The following is an 18,109-nucleotide window of genomic DNA, read 5'->3' as shown; positions in this document are numbered from 1 at the left end:
TTGATATTTTAGTTTACCTATTTGTAAAAAATTCAAACCATTTATTATATTAATAATAGTCTCAACAATATATATTTGTGTGATTAATATTCCAATAAATCTTCTAATATTAAATCTTCATCTAATCTATTATCTTTTAATACTTCTTTTATATTATAACGATCTATAAATTCTTTTTTAAGACCATAATTAAGTACTGTTATACTAGAATTTCCAAAATAGCTTGCTATTTTTTCTCCAAAACCACCATTTAAAATACCATCTTCAAGAGTTACAATAATACCATGATTCATTCTTAAATCTTCCATTAAATCTGTATCTATACCAGTTATATACATAGAATTAACAACCGTTATATCTATTCCTGTTTTTTCTTTATATAAGTCTGCTACTTTTTCTGCTAAATGATAAAAAGTTCCTAAACCTAATATCGCAATTTTTCTACCTGTAAGCATCTTGTGTGGATATGTTTGATGAGACACATCAAATACAAATTTATCTTTTGGCGATTCAAAAACATAGTGTAATGCTATCGTTGTTTCTACTATTCCTAAATTAGGTCCAAAATGACCTCCATATTTTGAATCTCTTATTATAACTACATCCCTAATTTCTTGTGCAAGTATCTTCATTTATTCTATATTTAATTTTTTAACATCTTCTGGTCCATTAATTATTTCTAAATACATATTTCCCCTATCTTTCAATATTTTTTCATGTTTTTCTATTTTTTAACTTAGAATTAATTCCAAGTCAATAGTTTATTTTAAAAATTATATCGTATAATTACAAAATAAAATAGAGGCCTTTTCAGCCTCTATACAAAATTTAGGGTTTAAACTATTTATGAAAAAATTAGTTCACATAATTATTAAAAAACATTATATATAGATACCATTATTAAGCTCAAAATTATTCCTAAATAAATCTTCTCAATTTTTTTACTATCTAATTTTTGATTAATCAAAGTTCCAATGAAGCCCCCTATAATAGCTGAAAGGCATATAAATGGAAGTAAGGATAAATCGTAATTTAAAAATGTATTAGTAAAAATAACACTACCTAATTTAGAAATTTGTGCAAAAAATATAGTAGCTATAGAATAAACTGTAGCTTCTTTCATATTGTATGAAAAAAATAATATTAAAACAGCTATATTTAAAGGACCTCCTCCTATACCTAAAAAAACTGATACACTCCCTAAAAGAAATCCAGAAACAAAAATGTATATATAACTTGTTAAATTATATGACTTTAACTTGTTTTTATTTAAAGTATAAATTAATATAGCAACTAAAGTTATACCCAAACAAATTCCTTGTATCATCTTAACCGTAGAATTCTCATATCTGTATGTTACCGTATTAAATATTTTTTCTCCTATAACACCTCCAACAAATGAACCTAAGGATATCCAAAATAACATTTTAAAATTAAAAATAAAACCTTTTTTCATTTGTTTAATTATAGAAACTATACTCATAGTTAATACTGCAACCGATGAATAAAATCCTATTGTTGACATATCATGAAATCCTACAGCATCAAATAAAGGTTTAATAATGACTCCACCACCTAATCCTGATATTGCTCCAAGTATTGTAGCCATTATAATTATCACACTATAAATTAAAATTATCATTTCAAACTTCTATAAACTGATATTTTCTTCNNGCCTTATTTGATGCTAGCTCCACTTGTGATCCATCTATATCTACATATACTTTTCCTTCTTTTTCCACCAATGTTGCTTCTAATAAGTTCATTGTTGGTGACCCTATAAATCCTGCAACAAATTTATTTGCTGGTTTATGATATAAGTTTAATGGTGTGTCTACTTGCATTATTCTTCCTAATTTTAATACTGTTATTCTATCTCCCATTGTCATTGCTTCTACTTGATCATGTGTTACATATATCATTGTTGTCTTTAACTCTTTATGTAATTGTGTTATTCTTACACGCATTGATACTCTTAGTTTTGCATCTAAGTTTGATAATGGTTCATCAAATAAAAATACTTTTGGTTCTCTTACTATAGCACGTCCTAATGCTACCCTTTGTCTTTGTCCTCCTGACATTTCTTTTGGTTTTCTATCTAATAACTCTGTTATTTCTAACTTTGCTGCTGCATCTTTTACTCTTCTATCTATTTCTTCTTTCGGTGTCTTCTTTAATTTTAATCCAAATGCCATATTTTCATATACTGTCATATGTGGATATAGTGCATAGTTTTGGAATACCATTGCTATTCCTCTATCTTTTGGTGGTACATCATTTACTAGTTGATCTCCTATGTATACTTCTCCTCCTGTTATTTCTTCTAGTCCTGCTATCATTCTTAATGTTGTTGATTTTGCACATCCTGATGGCCCTACAAATACCATGAATTCTCCGTCTTTTATTTCTAAATCTATCCCGTGTACTGCTTTGAATCCATTTGGATACTCTTTTTCTACCCCTTTTAATATTACTTCTGCCATTTTCTTAACTCCTTAATATATTTTATAAATTATTAATACTTATTTTTAAGGTTGTTTCCCTATATATGCTAGTATTCCACCATCTACATAAAGTATATGTCCATTTACAAAATTACTTGCATCACTTGCAAGAAATACAGCTGGTCCAACCAAATCATCAGGTTCTCCCCATCTACCTGCAGGTGTTTTTGATATTATAAAACTATCAAAAGGATGTCTTGAGCCATCTGCTTGTTTTTCTCTTAAAGGGGCAGTTTGTGGAGTAGCTATATAACCAGGCCCTATACCATTACATTGTATATTTTTATCTCCAAATTCACTACAAATATTTTTAGTTAACATCTTAAGACCACCTTTAGCTGCAGCATATGCACTAACTGTTTCACGTCCTAATTCTGACATCATTGAACATATATTTATTATCTTACCATGACCTTTTTTTATCATTCCTGGTATTACAGCTTTAGATACTATGAAAGGTGCATTTAAGTCAACATCTATTACTTTTCTAAAATCTTCTACACTCATTTCAGTCATAGGTATTCTTTTTATAATCCCTGCATTATTAACTAAAATATCAACAATTCCTATTTCATTTTCTATTTTTGTAATTAACTCTTTTACAGCTTCTTCATTTGTTACATCACAAACATATCCCTTAGCGTTTATTCCAGCTTCTTCATATGCTTTTCTACCCTTTTCTACTAATTCTTCATTTATATCATTAAACACTATTCTTGCACCACTTTTTGCAAGACCTAAAGCCATGGAAAAACCTATTCCATATGTTGCCCCTGTAACTAATGCTACTTTACCTTCTAAATTAAATAATTCCTTCATTTATTACACTCCCTTTATTTTAAATCATTCATATCTACCATATCCATATCTGTGTATGTTATATTTTCTCCACACATTGACCAAATAAATGAATAATTTGTTGTCCCTACTCCTGAATGTATTGACCAACTAGGTGATATTATTGCTTGTTCATTTCCAACTACTAAATGTTTTGTTTCATCTGGTTTCCCCATCAAATGAAATACTTTTGTATAATCAGAAGGAAAATCAAAATATACATATGTTTCCATTCTTCTTTCGTGTGTATGACAAGGCATAGTATTCCATGAACTTCCTGGTTCTAATATTGTATACCCCATTTGTAATTGACAACTTTCACATATATTAGGGTGTATATATTGATATATCTTTCTTTTATTTAATGTTAAATCTTCACCTGCTTCTAGCGGTTTTATTTGATCTATACTTATTTTTACATTAGGATAATCATTATGTGCTGGCACTGATACAACATAAAATTTAGCTGGATTCATTTTATCTACAGATTTAAATTTAACTTCTTTTGTTCCTCTTGAAATATAGTAACCATCTTGTTTTTTCATATTATCTAATTTACCATCTATTTCTATTATTCCTTCTCCACCTATATTTATAACTCCTAATTCACGACGTTCTAAGAAATAATTAACACCTAATTCTTTATCTAATTTTATTTCTAATTCTTTATCAAGCGGCATAACTCCGCCAAATATCATTCTATCATTATGTGTATATGTTAATTTTATTTCTCCTGGTAAAAATACTTTTTCTACCAAAAATTCATCTCTTAATTCTTTAGTACTATAATGTTCTATGTCCTTAGGACTATGTGTATATCTTACTTCCATTGTTTACTCCTATCTTAGAAATTCACTCCAAAACATTCAATTTGTGTTAATGCTGGAAAAGGCGAATCATCTTTATCACTTTTTATTAAATTATCTAATACTATTTTACTAGTCACAATATTCGGTATATCAAAATATTGAGGTCTATTATCTTTATTTAAATCTAATATCAATTTATACCCTGAATCAAAAGTTATACTTACGTGTTCCCAATAACTATCATGCGGGAAATCAGCTCTTAAAGTTAAACCTATTTTATCCAATTTAACATCTCTTCCAAAATCTATAGTTAAAGCTGCATCTTTTTGTCTATTTATCCCCCATGATTGATAAGGATAAGATCCATGACTATTATTTGCAAAAATACCATCTATAGCATTTTTAGCAAAGAATGTTGAATCATTCCTTGTCTCAACATTAGCATAAGCATGAGGATATGCTCCACTTTCTTCTTTTTGATCATGAGTATTTAATGCTAAATTTCTATAAGCATTAATTTCAAAATCTTTAGCAACTCTTACCTGCATATAGTGTCTTTGTGACCTAAATGAAAATTCAGGTGATGCTTCCAATCCATTTAAAGAAAATAAAGGTTGATAAATCCATTCTTTATCTTTTAAATATATAAGTGTTTCATTTAGTGTTTCATCTAATTTAACAAATAGATATACTCCTTCTTTTTCTACCTTAACACATATCTTATCTCCTGATTGTATAGGCATAACTTGTGTTGCCAAATAAACTAAATCTTCTCCTTCTGTTTTCATAGGTGTGAGTTCTTTATCATAGTCATTCTTGGCTAATTTAATTTCATTGTTTCTATCTAAAATTTCTATACTAATTCGCATTTTTAGACTCCTATTAATTTATTAACTCTATTAAAATTTCTTTTTTATCTTTCATTATACTAACTTTATTACCAAAATGCTTGACAATAGGTATAACTGGTATATTATCTTTAGGTATTCCTCCTACTATTGAAATTAAAATATGTTTACCTTTTTCTAAATTGGATATAAGGGTTGGTAAAACTGTTCTTTCATACAAAAGATTAGTATTAGGTTCAAGGATTACTACCTCTGAACTTTCAAAACCTTCTATTGATATTATTTCACTTGTACCAATTTCAGAAATATATTTAGCAAATTTATCATTTTGAATTTTATCTTTATTATAATAAGGAATACTAAATCCACCTTCACGAATAACCAGTTTTCTATTAGTATTTATTTCATGTATTCTAACATGATAATCTCCACAAGGAACTATAGTTGAATATATATCTACATCTGTATAAGGTTTCCACTTATATGAAATGTATTCTTTATTTACATAAAATTTTTCATCTTTCACTTTAGGTCTAAAATATACTCCATCTTCTGAAACCGACAAAACATTATCTAAAGCACTCTCGTAGTAATAATACGTAGACTTAGGCACACTAAATCCAAATAATGTAGAATAAACAAATTTTGAATATTTAGCTGCTCCATGTGGTTGATATTTTATATCTTGACCAAAGGGAAACATTTGTACATGATTACTATTATTTGTATGAATGTACATACATCTACCTTCAACATTCAAATATTGTTCTTTAATATCATCAGGTTTTTCCATTTCAACATCCCAGAATTTATGATCATCTTTTACTGCTAATATTAAGTATGATTTAAAAGCCCAATAAGGTGAACCTGGTGCATTATACCCTTCTGACATCAATAAATTTTGATATGAATATCCTATACTTAATACTCCATCTATCGTAAAAATATTTTTATCATACCAACTACTCATATTTTTCATATACATATACTTTATCTGAGCCCAAGGAATAGCCTCTATATCAGCAAATACTAAAGCTGCCCAAAAAGCACTTTGTGCAAATCTATATGTCAAACTTCTTCCAAAAGGAACTCCATTTCCATTTTTATCAAACATATATAAATAAGATTTAGAAAACTCTATTGCTCTTTCTTTAAATATATTTGACATTAAAGGTTCAGAATCTTTCATAAATTTATAATATATAAGTCCATAATAATGAAATGCCCACGATATATAGTAATCTCTCTGATTTTCTACACCATCATAATACCATCCATTACCAACATAAAAAGAATTTATAATATTTAAATCTTCACTTAATCTATCTTCAGAATAATCAACTCCTAATTGTTTAAGGCATATATTAACTAAGATCCTAAAAAAATGCCAGTTGTTTTTAGCTATTTTCTTTTCATTTATTTGTCTTAACCAATTAGTAAGATTAAATTTTTCTTTCTCATTTAATCTTTCCCATATTTTTTCTCTATTTAACATCAAAGTTACTACTATAGCTGCCATTTCTACAGCTAATTGATCAAAATCAGTAATATCACCAAAATAATCATAACTTTTAGGATTTGTACCATTTGTAAGTCCATTAATATACACATCTAAATAATCATCATAAGAACTTCCAGACCACAAAGGTCCAAGACCCCATAATATTCTTAAAAAAGCTTCTATATTCCTAGTATCTTTCTTGTATATACTTCCACTACTTCCAAGATCTAAACGACCATTTATAAGATATAGTTTTGATAAAGGATATATAGTATCTAACAAACTTTTTTCTATATCTTTTTTAGTCTTAAAGCTAAATTTATTTTTCTCAAACTCCATTATTTTCAACCTCTATTTTTACCAGAAAATTTTTAAATCTGGTTTCAAGAATCTAACTAATGCTTCCATATAAAAATAATCTCCCCATATACAACATTCATTAACTCCTACTCCATGAGGTTTACTATATACAGCTTCTTTCAACAATCCATTAGATTCTTTTAAATTTTTTGTAGTATAGTTATCTATTAATGATTTCATAATATGCTTTGCAGCATTATCATATATTTTTTTATCTTTATCATTGCCTGATATATTCTTATTCATTTCTAACATTCCGCAAATAGCTATAGCTGCTGCAGATGTATCTTTTTCTTCTCCCGATGTATCATCAAAACATAAATCCCAATAACATACATTATCTTTAGGTAGGTTATTTAAAAAATAATTAGTTACAGTCTTATATAAATTTATAAACTTTTCATCTTTCAAATACTTATAAGCTAAAGGAAAACCATAAACTCCCCAAGCCTGTCCTCTTGCCCAAGAAGAATCATCTCCGCTACCTTGAGCTGTACTTCCTCTCAAAGGCTTTCCAGTTTCTACATCAAAATAATATGTATGGAAAGTTGAACCATCTTTTCTAACTACTGTACTTGCAGCTGTATTAACATGTTTTTGTGCTATTTCTTTATATTTTTCTTCTCCTGTAACTTCACTTGCCCAGAATAACAAAGGTATATTAAGATTACAATCTATTATTAATCTATGATTATCAGGATTTCCTAATTCTCCCCATGCTTGAATAAATTCTCCTTTTTCTCTAAATCTTGTAATCAAATGTTTAGCAGCCATTATACCTGTTTTCTTTGCAGCTTCACTATTAGTTATCTTGTACTGAGCAACAGCAGAAGGAATGTATAAAAATCCAAGATCATGGTGATCAACAGCATTCTTATTTTCTATTCTTTCCTTATAACTTTTAAGTTGAAATTCAGCAACTTTTCTATATTTTTCATCTTTTGTTATTTCATATGCAAGCCATAATATTCCTGTCCAAAATCCACTTGTCCAATCATCCCATTCTCCACCATTTAGTATACCTGGATAGATATTATTTACACTATTTGGTCTAGGAAATAAATTTATGAAATATTCTATATTTTTATCTATTTTAACTAAAGCATTGTGCAATGCATTATATAGCATTTCCTTTGAAAGTTCGATATCTTCAGAATATCTTTCTACTGTTTCTCTATTTAATTCCATATACACTCCTATCTACTAAAACTTAAATTTATCTTTATATTTAATAGCCCATTCTTTTAGTAAATTTTCTAATTCATTAGATAATTTATCTTCAGAACTGTCATTTAATTTTAAAGGATTTAGTTGATATTCATCATTGATATTATCATATAGATATCTCTGAACTTCTCTATTTGGTCTATATCCTCTATTTACAACATATGTATGTGTTTTAGTTTTTACTGCACGCCATCCATATCTTTTATTATCTTCATTTACCTTTTCAAATTCTTTTATAGCAGGTATTTGTCCTGGATAACATGCAATAAATGCCTTATTATCATTTTCTACATCTTCTAATAATGTAGTTTTTAAATTTGTACCTTCTACAGTTTCTGGTATATCTAAATCCATTAAAGATAATATTGTAGGCATTATATCAACACAACTCATTACAGTATCTGTTTTACCTGTTAAACATTTATTTCCATATCTTATCAAAAATGGAATTCCTATAGATTCTTCATACCAAACATGTTTACTCCATAAACCTTGTCCACAAAGCATTTCTCCATGATCTGCTGTAAGAATAATCACTGTATTTTCATATAAATCATTTTCTTTTAAATAATTTATTATTCTTCCAAAGTTTTCATCAATTCCTGTTATTGCAGCAAAATATTTTTTCATAACCATTTGATATTCTTCTTCATTAAAATTAAGACTTTCTTTCATACTTTCTGTATGATCTATAACATTTTCAAGTATTACATTAGGATTTACCTTTAAAGTCTTACCTTCATACATTTTCAAATACTTTTCAGGAACTAAATCAAGTGGAGTATGCGGTGGATTCCATGATACAAATAAAGAAAAAGTATTTCCCTTATTTTTTTCAAGGAATTCTATTGCCTTATCAGTTTCATGTTCTACAGACCACTTATCTATTTCTATCATTTTTTCATCATTATTCCAATAATGAGGTTTTAAATGATTATCATAAGCTCCATATGAATACCAATAATCTACTCCATGACGCTTTTTACCAGGAGGAGTAAAGGCATCCCAATCCCTTGCTCCTGAAACAGGATTTTCACTCCTATTCATTTCAGGACTATCAAGATGCCATTTACCTATATAACCCGTATTATATCCATTTTTCTTTAACACATCAGTAATTGTAATAGAACTTTCTTTTAATCCAACTTCATTTAAACCTATTTTACAATTTGTCCATACACCATGAGTTATAGGGTATGTTCCTGTTAATATACTTGCTCTACTTGGCGAACAAAGAGGACACCCACTTACAGCATTTTCAAAAGAAAGTGCTTCATTTGAAAATAAATCTATATTAGGTGTTATTACATCTTCTTTCCCCATAAATCCTACAGAGTTTCTTCTCCATTGATCAGCAAATAGAAATAACAAATTCGGTTTACTCATGTTTCCTCCTCCTTTATTTTTAAACTAAGTATATTTTATTTTGTAAATCTCATAAATGCTTCTTTTTGTATTTTTTCAGCTTTTTCTAAACCTATATCATTTAATCTCTTGATATAGCTATCCCAATCTTTATCAACATCAGATACTCCTAATATCCATTTTTGTGACATTTCTTCTGCATAAGCATTTAATTGAGCATTTATTTTTATAAACTCTTTAGATTCATCTTTAGTATATTTTAATATAGGCATTAATTCATGAACATAATTATTTTTTAAGTAAAAGTCTATAGCATCAACAGCTTCTTTTACATACCATTGTTTTTCATATTCAGAATCTTGTGCCATTCCAAGTCTAAATTGTGCTCCAGACTCTCTAATTACTGCTAAAGGTGTTTTACCTTCAGAATTTTTCAATACTTTATCAGTAAATATAGGTTTACCGTCTTTTAATGTATATTCTTCTCCTTCTATACCAAAGTTCCATAATCTTCTTCCTTCAGGTGAATACCAAAAATCAAAGTATTTGATTGCTTCTATTGCATGTTTAGAATTAGTACTAATTCCCCATCCTCCTAAATAAGTTGTTCTTGCTTGGTATGTTTTATTATCTCCTTTAAATTCAGAAGGAGCTATTATACTGAAATCAAAATTAGGTATAGTTTTATCAAGTTTACTATTATATGAACTTGTACTTCCAAACCAATCTATAGTAAATCCTCCTAAATTATTAGAAAGCATATAATCTCTAGATGTGATTCCTCTTGTGAATATTTCTTTATCTATTAATCCTTCTTTATACCATTTAGCAAGTTGTTTCATTGCTTCTTTATATTCTGGTTGAGCAGGACCAAATTTAACATTATCTTTTTCATCATACCAAATTGCTCTTGCTTTAAATATATCTGTTAATGGTTGTAAAACTTTAGCAATAGTATCTCCTCTACTAAATATAGGAACTTCATCTTTTTTACCGTTTCCATTTGGATCTTTATCTCTAAATGCTACTAAAGTATTGTATAAATCTTCAACTGTTGTTGGTTCTTTAAGATTTAATTTTTTAATCCAATCTTTTCTTATATAATATCCTGTTGAAGGCATAAAATTAAAATAATCATAATAATTAGGTATCATATATATATGTCCATCTGCTGCTATAGCATCTTTTTTATATCTAGGATTTTCTTCCCAGAATTTCTTAATATTAGGTGCATATTTTTCTATTAGATCTTCTAAAGGTACAAGCCCTCCATCTATTCCTAATCCTTCTAAATCTTCAGTAAATTCATACGCAACTATATCTGGTAATTCTCCTGAAGATACCAATAAATTAAACGCTTCTTTTTGATCTGTTTGATTTTGTGAAGCAACATTTTTTAAATTAATATTTGTCATTTCAAAAGCTTTTTTATAAACTGGTGCATCTGATTTTAATGCTTTACCTAAATGAATTGCAAAAACTGTTAATTCTTCAGGTTTTTCAGTAATTAAATGTCCTTCTAATTTTTTATCAGCATCTGTACTAGCTCCATTTGTATTAGATTTACCACAAGAAGTTAATAACATTGCAGCTATTAAAAATAAATATGTTATTTTCTTTTTCATCATTTATTCCACCCTTGCTTTATATTTTTTTTAAATTTATTACAACAGATTTACCTTGATTTACAAGATTTACCTTTATTTTCGTAATATTATTTGTAATTTCTAATTTAACATCTTTATTTTCTGATAAAAGTTGATATTTACCATCTAATTCTATTAAAGTTTCTTTTTTAGATAGATGTGTAGGATCACTTATAGCAAGTATAATAGATTTTCCCTTTTCTATCTTAATTAAAGATAATTTTGAATTAACTTTAACATCATTAATTTTTATTTCCTTATCTGTCCAGAAATTATATCCTGTTATATTTCTTTTTTTATCATATATTGCATGTACATCATTATCTTGACGTATTATTTTTATATTATCTACATCATATTTTTTTACTTCTTCTTCATTAAACATAGGTAAAATTACATATGCATATTTAGAATCATAAGGATTTTCTCCATGATTTGTGTATAGTTTGAAATAAGTTTTTTCTTTTATTTCTTGAGATTTACCACCTATTTCTTTCCAAGTACCCTTTCTATTTTCTAATTTTATTGATAAATTAGGTACATCTATTATTTTATAACCTATATTTTCATTTGTTTTTTTATCACTAAAGTTTACATACATTCCTTTTGAAGCAAATATATTTATATTTTCTTTTATATTTTCTCCATTAACACTTATTATTTGATTATTATCAATTATTCTATTATCTAAAGTAGTATGTATTTGTCCATCACTACTAGAAATACCTGATCCTATAGAAATTATTTCTTCACCTAACATAAACCACGATTTTTTTGCAACAGTTTTATCATTCCAAGATATAAAGTCCATACCAACCATTGCTACATGTCCATCAGTTGATCCTCCAGCCCAAGAATTAGGACTTACAGATTTAGGTATTCTTCTTTCTCCACTTCCAGCAGTTCTATCATTTATACTTTCTGTAGTTCCTGGAATATGAATACTATCTACAGTTGGCCAATAATCTGTATAAGCTGATGAATTCATAGCATAAATATATGTCATTCCATCTCCTGTATACCAACCTTTAAGATTTTCTCCATTCATAGTTTCAAAATTAGCTATTCTTGAAGAATGCATGGAAACTAAAAATTTACCTTCTCTTTTACTTACTTGAACTGCTCTATCCATAGAAGAAAATATTTTAGTTCCATTTAGTTCTTCAACTTTTATATTTTTATCATTAACTATATCTTTTACTACTTTTTTTATTACAGGATTATTAATTTTTTCTACTAAATTAGAATAATTATTTTCAAGCACACTTTTTTTAACTAATTTTCTAATTTCTTCCTTATATGGAGCTTCAACTCCTTCTGAAATAATTGCAAATGCTGCAATTAATGATTTAGCTCTCTCTAAATCACTAGAGTTATCTCTTGATATAGATCTACCACTTACAGAATCGTTTATTCCTCCATTTATCATTAAAAAACTATAACCTTTTACTATAGACTCATATAAATTTTCAAGTCTAGAATCTTTAGGTAAAAAACTAGTTCCTTCACTTATATACATCATTGTACCTAATCCATTAAATAGGACACTTGCATAAGTACCACTATATGCTACATTTTCATGTTGTATAAAAGAACCATCTGAATAAAATCCATCATGACTTTCAACTATAGCACCAATTTCACCTATAGCATTTACTCCATTCATAGCTTCTTTTTTATCATTTGTTATTATACCTCTTCCAAATGAAATTATAGCTGTATCCATTCTATTTCCACCTTTTGAAACTCTTTCTTTAGGTGAAGTAGAATGTTGTGCTGCCACACTTGATCCTGAATGTGTTGCCTTAGGTTGAAAATATTTTGAAGCATTTGTTAATTTAGTTATTAATTCTTTAGGTATATCACCATACATTATTACACCTATCTCATTAATACTTTTAGGGATACCTATTTCCCACTGCCACCAATTCCCAAGTTCAGGCAAATCTTCATGATATGCATTTTTATTTAACCATTCTAATGATTTAATGATAGTTTGCTTTAATTCTTCATTTTTATAATATTTACTCCCCGGCATCATATATGCTTTTGACATTGATTTTACATTTTCAAAAGAACTTAACACTTGTGCCCCATTTTTCATATTTTTTAAATCAGTAAACAAACCTTCACTATTTTCTTCTTTAATTATTTTATTTAACGCTTTTTCAGCATTAGTTTCAATTTGAACTATATATTTTTCTATATCTTTCTTAGTTTGATTATCTGGATTTTCAGGTAATCCCATAATTATTTCAAACCATTTTTTTCTTACTTTATCAAATTCATTTTTTTGATTAAAACTAAATGAAATTGAAGTAGTTAATAATATTGCTATAATAAACAATAGAATATTTTTCATTATATAACCACTCTCCTTTTTAAAGACCATTTTACCTATTTCATAAATCTTGCATAAGCTACTTTTTGGATTTCTTGAGCTCTATTTAAACCTATTTCATTTAATCTCTTAATATAGTTATCCCAATCTTTTTCTACATCTGAAACACCAAGTATCCATTTTTGTGTCATTTCTTCTGTATATGTTCTTAATTGTGTATCTATCTTTAAGAATTCTTTTGCTTCTTCTTTTGTATATTTTAAAACTGGTAAATCTTCTTGTATAACATTAGAGTTTATATATAGATCTACTGCAGCATTTTGTCCTGATAATTGTTTTTCTGCTTCTGCATCTTGGAACATACCTAATCTATATTGAGCTCCTGTTGCTCTTAATACCGCTAATGGATTCTTACCTTCTGGATCTTTTAGAATCTTATCTGTAAATACAGGTTTTCCATCTACCATATTATAGTCTTGTCCTTCTACTCCAAAATTCCATAATCTTCTTCCTGCTTCTGAATACCAGAAATCAAAGTATTTAATAAGTTCCATAGGATTTTTAGCTGCTGATGTTATACCCCAACCTCCCATATATGTTGGTCTAACAAATAATGTTTTATTATTTCCTTTATATTCTGGTGGTAACATAACAGAAAAATCAAATCCAGGTATTTTTGAAGCTAATTTATCATTATATGATCCAGTGCTTGAGAACCAGTCATTTGTAAATCCTCCTAAATTATTTGAAAGCATATAATCTCTTGAACCCATACCTCTTGTAAATACTTCTTTATCTATAAGACCTTCTTTATACCATTTAGCAAGTTGTATCATAGCTTCTTTATATTCTTGTTGTGCTGGACCATATTTAGGCATTCCTTTATCATCATACCAAACGACACTTACCTTAAATATATCTGCAAGCCCCATCATTATCTTTCTTGTAATATTTCCTCTTAAGAATAAAGGTACTTCATCTTTTTTACCATTTCCATTAGGATCCTTATCTCTAAATGCTACAAGAGTCTTATATAGTTCATCTACTGTTTTTGGTTCTTTAAGATTTAATTTTTTCAACCAATCTTTTCTTATATAATAACCTTGTGTTGTTTTTAAATTAAAGTAATCATTATAGTTAGGTATAATATATATATGTCCATCAGCTGCTATAGCATCTTTCTTATATCTAGGATTTTCTTCAAAGAATTTCTTTAAATTTGGGGCATATTTATCTATTAAATCTTCAAGAGGTATAAGTCCTCCTTCCATTCCTAAGTTTTCAAAATCAGAAACACGTTCATATGCGATTATATCTGGTAAACTTCCTGAAGATAACATTAAATTATATCCTTGAACTTCATCACTTTGATTTTGTGATGCAACCCCTACAAGTTTTATATTTGTTTCTTCAAAAGCTTTTTTAAACACAGGTAATTCCCCATCTATTGCTTTACCTTGGAAAATAGCAAATATTGTTGCTTCTCTAGGATCTTTAGTAATTAAATTTCCTGATAATTTTTCTCCCCCTGCTGTTTCTTGATTAGATTTTTCATTTTTACAACCTAATAAAGTTAATGAACAAACCAAAGCCATGATTAACATTTTTTTCATTTTCATCTTCAATTCCTCCTAAAATATTTATTTTTATTTTTGTTTTTATTTTTATCCTTTTACTGCCCCTATTGCTACACCTTTCTTAAAGAATTTTTGAATAAATGGATATATTAATAATATAGGTACAAGCGATAATACTATTACTGCATATATTATTGTTTGAGGAGAAGTAAGACTTTCAGGTGTTATTAATTGTGATGCTTCTCCTGCCATACTTTTTTCAACTATTAATTTTTTCAAAAATACTTGTAATGGAGCTTTTTTATCATCAGTAAGCAATACCATAGTCCAGAAATATCCATTCCAACGTGATATAGCATAAAATAATGAAACTGTTGTTATTGCTGAAGTTGATAATGGTAAATATATATGTGTCATTATCTTAAAATGTGAAGCCCCATCAATTCTTGCTGATTCTTCTAAAGATTTAGGTACAGATTCAAAAAATGTCTTTAAAATTATTACATTAAATGTGTTTATTGCAAATCCTAATATTACTCCACTATAACTATTTATTAATCCTAAATCTCTAAAGTTTAAATACTTAGGTATCATTCCAGGATCAAACCACATTGTTATAACAACTAAAATAATTACTACTTTTCTAAATTTTAATTCAGGTTTTGATAAAACATATGCACCTGTTATTGTAAATAACATACTTACTGTAGTCCCAACAACAGTTATAAATATAGAATTCCCATACGCTCTCCATATACCAGGAATTGCTGCTGCACTTTTAAATGCTTCAAAATTAAATCCTTTAGGAAACAAAGTAACTGCTCCAATTTCTATAAAATATGGTTTACTAAATGATGCAGAAAACACATATACTATAGGATACAGGAACATTACAGCAAAAATAGTTAATAGGATATAGTTTAACGTATAAAATATCTTCTCATCAATTCCTTTTCTTATCTTCATTCTATTTTCTCCTTTTTAACTTATAAATTTTTACAAATTACCATAAACTTGAGCTAGATACTTTTTTACTCCATTTATTAGCAGTATAAACAAGTATAAATCCTACAAGTGCATTAAATAAACCTACTGCTGTTGCAAGACCAAAATCTTGTTGCAACATACCTGTTCTATATACATAAGTGCTTATAACATCAGATGTAGAATAAGTTGCTGGTTGATAAAGTAATAATACTGTTTCAAATGCAACATTTAACATACTTCCAACTTTTAAAACTAACATAATTACAATAGTAGGTATTATACCTGGTATAGTTATATATCTTAGTTGTTTAAATTTATTTGCACCATCAATTTTTGCAGCTTCATATAACTGTTCATCAATTGTAGTAAGAGCAGCTAAATATATAACAGCATTAAATCCTGTGTTTTTCCACATATTAAGTCCTGTAAATATACCCCTAAAATATTCAGGTTTAGATAAAAAATACACTTTTTCAAATCCCATTTTTTCTAACATTAAATTAATTACTCCAGTACTTGGAGATAAAATATTTGTTGCTATACCTACAGCAACTACAGCTGCTATAAAATAGGGTATAAAAGAAGCAGTTTGTACAAAAGATTTAAATAATTTATTTTTAACTTCATTAAGCATTAATGCTATTATAATTGCAAAAGGAAATTCTAAAAATAAACTATAAATATTTATCATAAGTGTATTTTTTAAAGTCACATAGAAATATGGACTTGTTAAAAATTCAGTAAAATTCTTAAATCCAACCCAGTCACTTCCCGATATACCTTTAAATAAACTGTAATCTTTAAAAGCTATTAAAAGTCCATACATAGGTTTATATACAAATACTGCATACCATATAATAAAAGGTAACAATAACAAATACAAAGAAAGCTGATCTCTATTAAATTTGCTTTTTAACTTCATTTCTCCTCCTTAATTTATTTATAATATTTATTTATGCATTTTTAATATTTTCTTCTCTTATTTTTTTAGTTATATTAACTATTTCAATTAGTCTTTCTAAATTTTTATCTAAAAAAGATTTATATGCTGCACAAAATTTATTTTCATATTGTTTTGTATTCTCATCAAGTTCTTTATATCTTCTACATCCTCCTCTACATATCTTTAAATATTTACAACTTTTACATCTATCACTTTTTTTCAAAGAAGATATATAGAAATCGGCTGCTTTTTGATTAAACAATATCTTTTCAAAAGGTTCTTCAGTAATATTTCCTAATTTATATTCATCTAAAACATAAAAATCACAAGGATATACATCGCCATTTGATTCTACAACACTATTTACACTACAAAATCCCATCATATCACAGGATTCAGGATGACCTCCATAAAGAATTCTTATTAGATTATCAAAATACCTTATGCTTATAAAATCTCCTCTTTTAAAATCTTCATACCATAACTCAAATATATCATTTAAAAACACGCCATAATCTTCTGCTGTTAATGTATAATCTTCTTGTCCTGGTTTATTAAAATTATCAATACAAGGTATAAATTGCATATATCTAAAATCATTCTCTTTAAAAAACCTATAAACTATTTTCCCGTTTTGAGCAACCAACTTATTTATAACACACAAAATATTAAAATCTATTTTATTAAACTTTAATAATTCAGTTGCTTTCATTACCTGATCAAAGGTTCCTTTATTTCTTGCACTTTTTCTAAAAACATCATGTATTTCTTTATATCCATCTAAAGATATACCTATAAGATAATTATTCTTTTTAAATAATTCCATCCACTTACTATTTAATAAAGTCCCATTAGTCTGCATAAAAAATGATGTCTTTATATTTTTAGTATTATACATTTCTATAAATTCATGTAATTTATTATAATACTCTATTCCAACTAGTGTCGGTTCACCTCCTTGAAATATAAAATTAACCATACTTTCTGAATATTCAAATGCTTCTTTTACTAACTTTTCTAAAACATCAAATTTCATAGGTCCATAATTTCTAACTATTCTATTATCTGCAACATCATGGTAAAAACAATACTTACATCTTAAATTACAACCACTTGAATAAGGCTTTATTAATAAGTTTAGTGCTCGTCTCATAATTTCACCTC

14 protein-coding genes and 1 pseudogene are annotated in these 18,109 nt (G+C 27.5%); all 15 read right to left on the bottom strand.

The features are described 5' to 3' along the window. Positions 1–83 precede the first annotated feature (83 nt). Positions 84–632, bottom strand: a complete 549-nt coding sequence (locus AYC59_RS00380; RefSeq protein ID WP_066894037.1) for a 1-deoxy-D-xylulose-5-phosphate synthase N-terminal domain-containing protein — start codon at positions 630–632, stop codon at positions 84–86. A gap of 239 nt (positions 633–871) precedes the next feature. Continuing rightward, complete coding sequence (locus tag AYC59_RS00375; protein ID WP_066894034.1) at positions 872–1,642, bottom strand: sulfite exporter TauE/SafE family protein; 771 nt, start codon at positions 1,640–1,642, stop codon at positions 872–874. Positions 1,643–1,676: 34 nt separating this feature from the next. After that, positions 1,677–2,483, bottom strand: a pseudogene (locus AYC59_RS00370) (ABC transporter ATP-binding protein); the annotation flags it as partial. A 45-nt stretch (positions 2,484–2,528) separates the two neighbouring features. Next, complete coding sequence (locus AYC59_RS00365) at positions 2,529–3,323, bottom strand: gluconate 5-dehydrogenase (RefSeq protein WP_066894031.1); 795 nt, start codon at positions 3,321–3,323, stop codon at positions 2,529–2,531. 14 nt (positions 3,324–3,337) lie between these two features. After that, entirely contained in the window at positions 3,338–4,171 is an 834-nt protein-coding gene (gene kduI, locus AYC59_RS00360; RefSeq protein ID WP_066894029.1) for a 5-dehydro-4-deoxy-D-glucuronate isomerase, read from the bottom strand. 14 nt (positions 4,172–4,185) lie between these two features. Next, positions 4,186–5,019, bottom strand: a complete 834-nt coding sequence (locus tag AYC59_RS00355; RefSeq protein ID WP_066894026.1) for a hypothetical protein — start codon at positions 5,017–5,019, stop codon at positions 4,186–4,188. Positions 5,020–5,032: 13 nt separating this feature from the next. After that, positions 5,033–6,838 carry a DUF2264 domain-containing protein gene (locus tag AYC59_RS00350; RefSeq protein WP_066894023.1) on the bottom strand — a complete coding sequence of 602 codons (1,806 nt, stop codon included), beginning with the start codon at positions 6,836–6,838 and terminating at the stop codon, positions 5,033–5,035. Positions 6,839–6,856: 18 nt separating this feature from the next. Then, the gene (locus AYC59_RS00345) at positions 6,857–8,047 is read right to left on the bottom strand and encodes a glycoside hydrolase family 88 protein (RefSeq protein ID WP_066894020.1); all 1,191 of its coding nucleotides are present in this window, start codon (positions 8,045–8,047) and stop codon (positions 6,857–6,859) included. Positions 8,048–8,062: 15 nt separating this feature from the next. Further along, positions 8,063–9,472, bottom strand: coding sequence for a sulfatase family protein (locus AYC59_RS00340; RefSeq protein WP_066894018.1), 1,410 nt, complete (start codon positions 9,470–9,472; stop codon positions 8,063–8,065). 35 nt (positions 9,473–9,507) lie between these two features. Continuing rightward, positions 9,508–11,079, bottom strand: a complete 1,572-nt coding sequence (locus tag AYC59_RS00335; protein WP_066894015.1) for an extracellular solute-binding protein — start codon at positions 11,077–11,079, stop codon at positions 9,508–9,510. A gap of 16 nt (positions 11,080–11,095) precedes the next feature. Next, entirely contained in the window at positions 11,096–13,459 is a 2,364-nt protein-coding gene (locus AYC59_RS00330; RefSeq protein ID WP_066894012.1) for a polysaccharide lyase 8 family protein, read from the bottom strand. Positions 13,460–13,494: 35 nt separating this feature from the next. Further along, complete coding sequence (locus tag AYC59_RS00325; RefSeq protein WP_066894009.1) at positions 13,495–15,057, bottom strand: type 2 periplasmic-binding domain-containing protein; 1,563 nt, start codon at positions 15,055–15,057, stop codon at positions 13,495–13,497. Positions 15,058–15,102: 45 nt separating this feature from the next. Beyond that, positions 15,103–15,981 carry a carbohydrate ABC transporter permease gene (locus AYC59_RS00320; protein ID WP_066894005.1) on the bottom strand — a complete coding sequence of 293 codons (879 nt, stop codon included), beginning with the start codon at positions 15,979–15,981 and terminating at the stop codon, positions 15,103–15,105. Between the two features lie 37 nt (positions 15,982–16,018). Beyond that, on the bottom strand, positions 16,019–16,924 hold the full coding sequence (locus tag AYC59_RS00315; RefSeq protein WP_066894002.1) for an ABC transporter permease: 906 nt from the start codon (positions 16,922–16,924) through the stop codon (positions 16,019–16,021). Between the two features lie 31 nt (positions 16,925–16,955). After that, a complete protein-coding gene (locus AYC59_RS00310) occupies positions 16,956–18,098 on the bottom strand; it encodes an anaerobic sulfatase maturase (protein WP_066893999.1) in 1,143 nt (380 codons plus the stop codon). Positions 18,099–18,109: the final 11 nt, after the last annotated feature.

The organism is Pseudostreptobacillus hongkongensis (assembly GCF_001559795.1).
GTDB lineage: Bacteria > Fusobacteriota > Fusobacteriia > Fusobacteriales > Leptotrichiaceae > Pseudostreptobacillus > Pseudostreptobacillus hongkongensis.
This window is presented reverse-complemented; position numbering and strand designations above follow the sequence as displayed.

What these genes read in the sequence shown, in the direction of transcription:
- AYC59_RS00345 (WP_066894020.1), bottom strand. Translation starts at nt 8,047, where the DNA reads ATGGAATTAAATAGAGAAACAGTAGAAAGATATTCTGAAGATATCGAA.
- AYC59_RS00325 (WP_066894009.1), bottom strand. Translation starts at nt 15,057, where the DNA reads ATGAAAATGAAAAAAATGTTAATCATGGCTTTGGTTTGTTCATTAACT.
- kduI (WP_066894029.1), bottom strand. Translation starts at nt 4,171, where the DNA reads ATGGAAGTAAGATATACACATAGTCCTAAGGACATAGAACATTATAGT.
- AYC59_RS00375 (WP_066894034.1), bottom strand. Translation starts at nt 1,642, where the DNA reads ATGATAATTTTAATTTATAGTGTGATAATTATAATGGCTACAATACTT.
- AYC59_RS00335 (WP_066894015.1), bottom strand. Translation starts at nt 11,079, where the DNA reads ATGATGAAAAAGAAAATAACATATTTATTTTTAATAGCTGCAATGTTA.
- AYC59_RS00380 (WP_066894037.1), bottom strand. Translation starts at nt 632, where the DNA reads ATGAAGATACTTGCACAAGAAATTAGGGATGTAGTTATAATAAGAGAT.
- AYC59_RS00365 (WP_066894031.1), bottom strand. Translation starts at nt 3,323, where the DNA reads ATGAAGGAATTATTTAATTTAGAAGGTAAAGTAGCATTAGTTACAGGG.
- AYC59_RS00310 (WP_066893999.1), bottom strand. Translation starts at nt 18,098, where the DNA reads ATGAGACGAGCACTAAACTTATTAATAAAGCCTTATTCAAGTGGTTGT.
- AYC59_RS00330 (WP_066894012.1), bottom strand. Translation starts at nt 13,459, where the DNA reads ATGAAAAATATTCTATTGTTTATTATAGCAATATTATTAACTACTTCA.
- AYC59_RS00320 (WP_066894005.1), bottom strand. Translation starts at nt 15,981, where the DNA reads ATGAAGATAAGAAAAGGAATTGATGAGAAGATATTTTATACGTTAAAC.
- AYC59_RS00350 (WP_066894023.1), bottom strand. Translation starts at nt 6,838, where the DNA reads ATGGAGTTTGAGAAAAATAAATTTAGCTTTAAGACTAAAAAAGATATA.
- AYC59_RS00315 (WP_066894002.1), bottom strand. Translation starts at nt 16,924, where the DNA reads ATGAAGTTAAAAAGCAAATTTAATAGAGATCAGCTTTCTTTGTATTTG.
- AYC59_RS00340 (WP_066894018.1), bottom strand. Translation starts at nt 9,472, where the DNA reads ATGAGTAAACCGAATTTGTTATTTCTATTTGCTGATCAATGGAGAAGA.
- AYC59_RS00355 (WP_066894026.1), bottom strand. Translation starts at nt 5,019, where the DNA reads ATGCGAATTAGTATAGAAATTTTAGATAGAAACAATGAAATTAAATTA.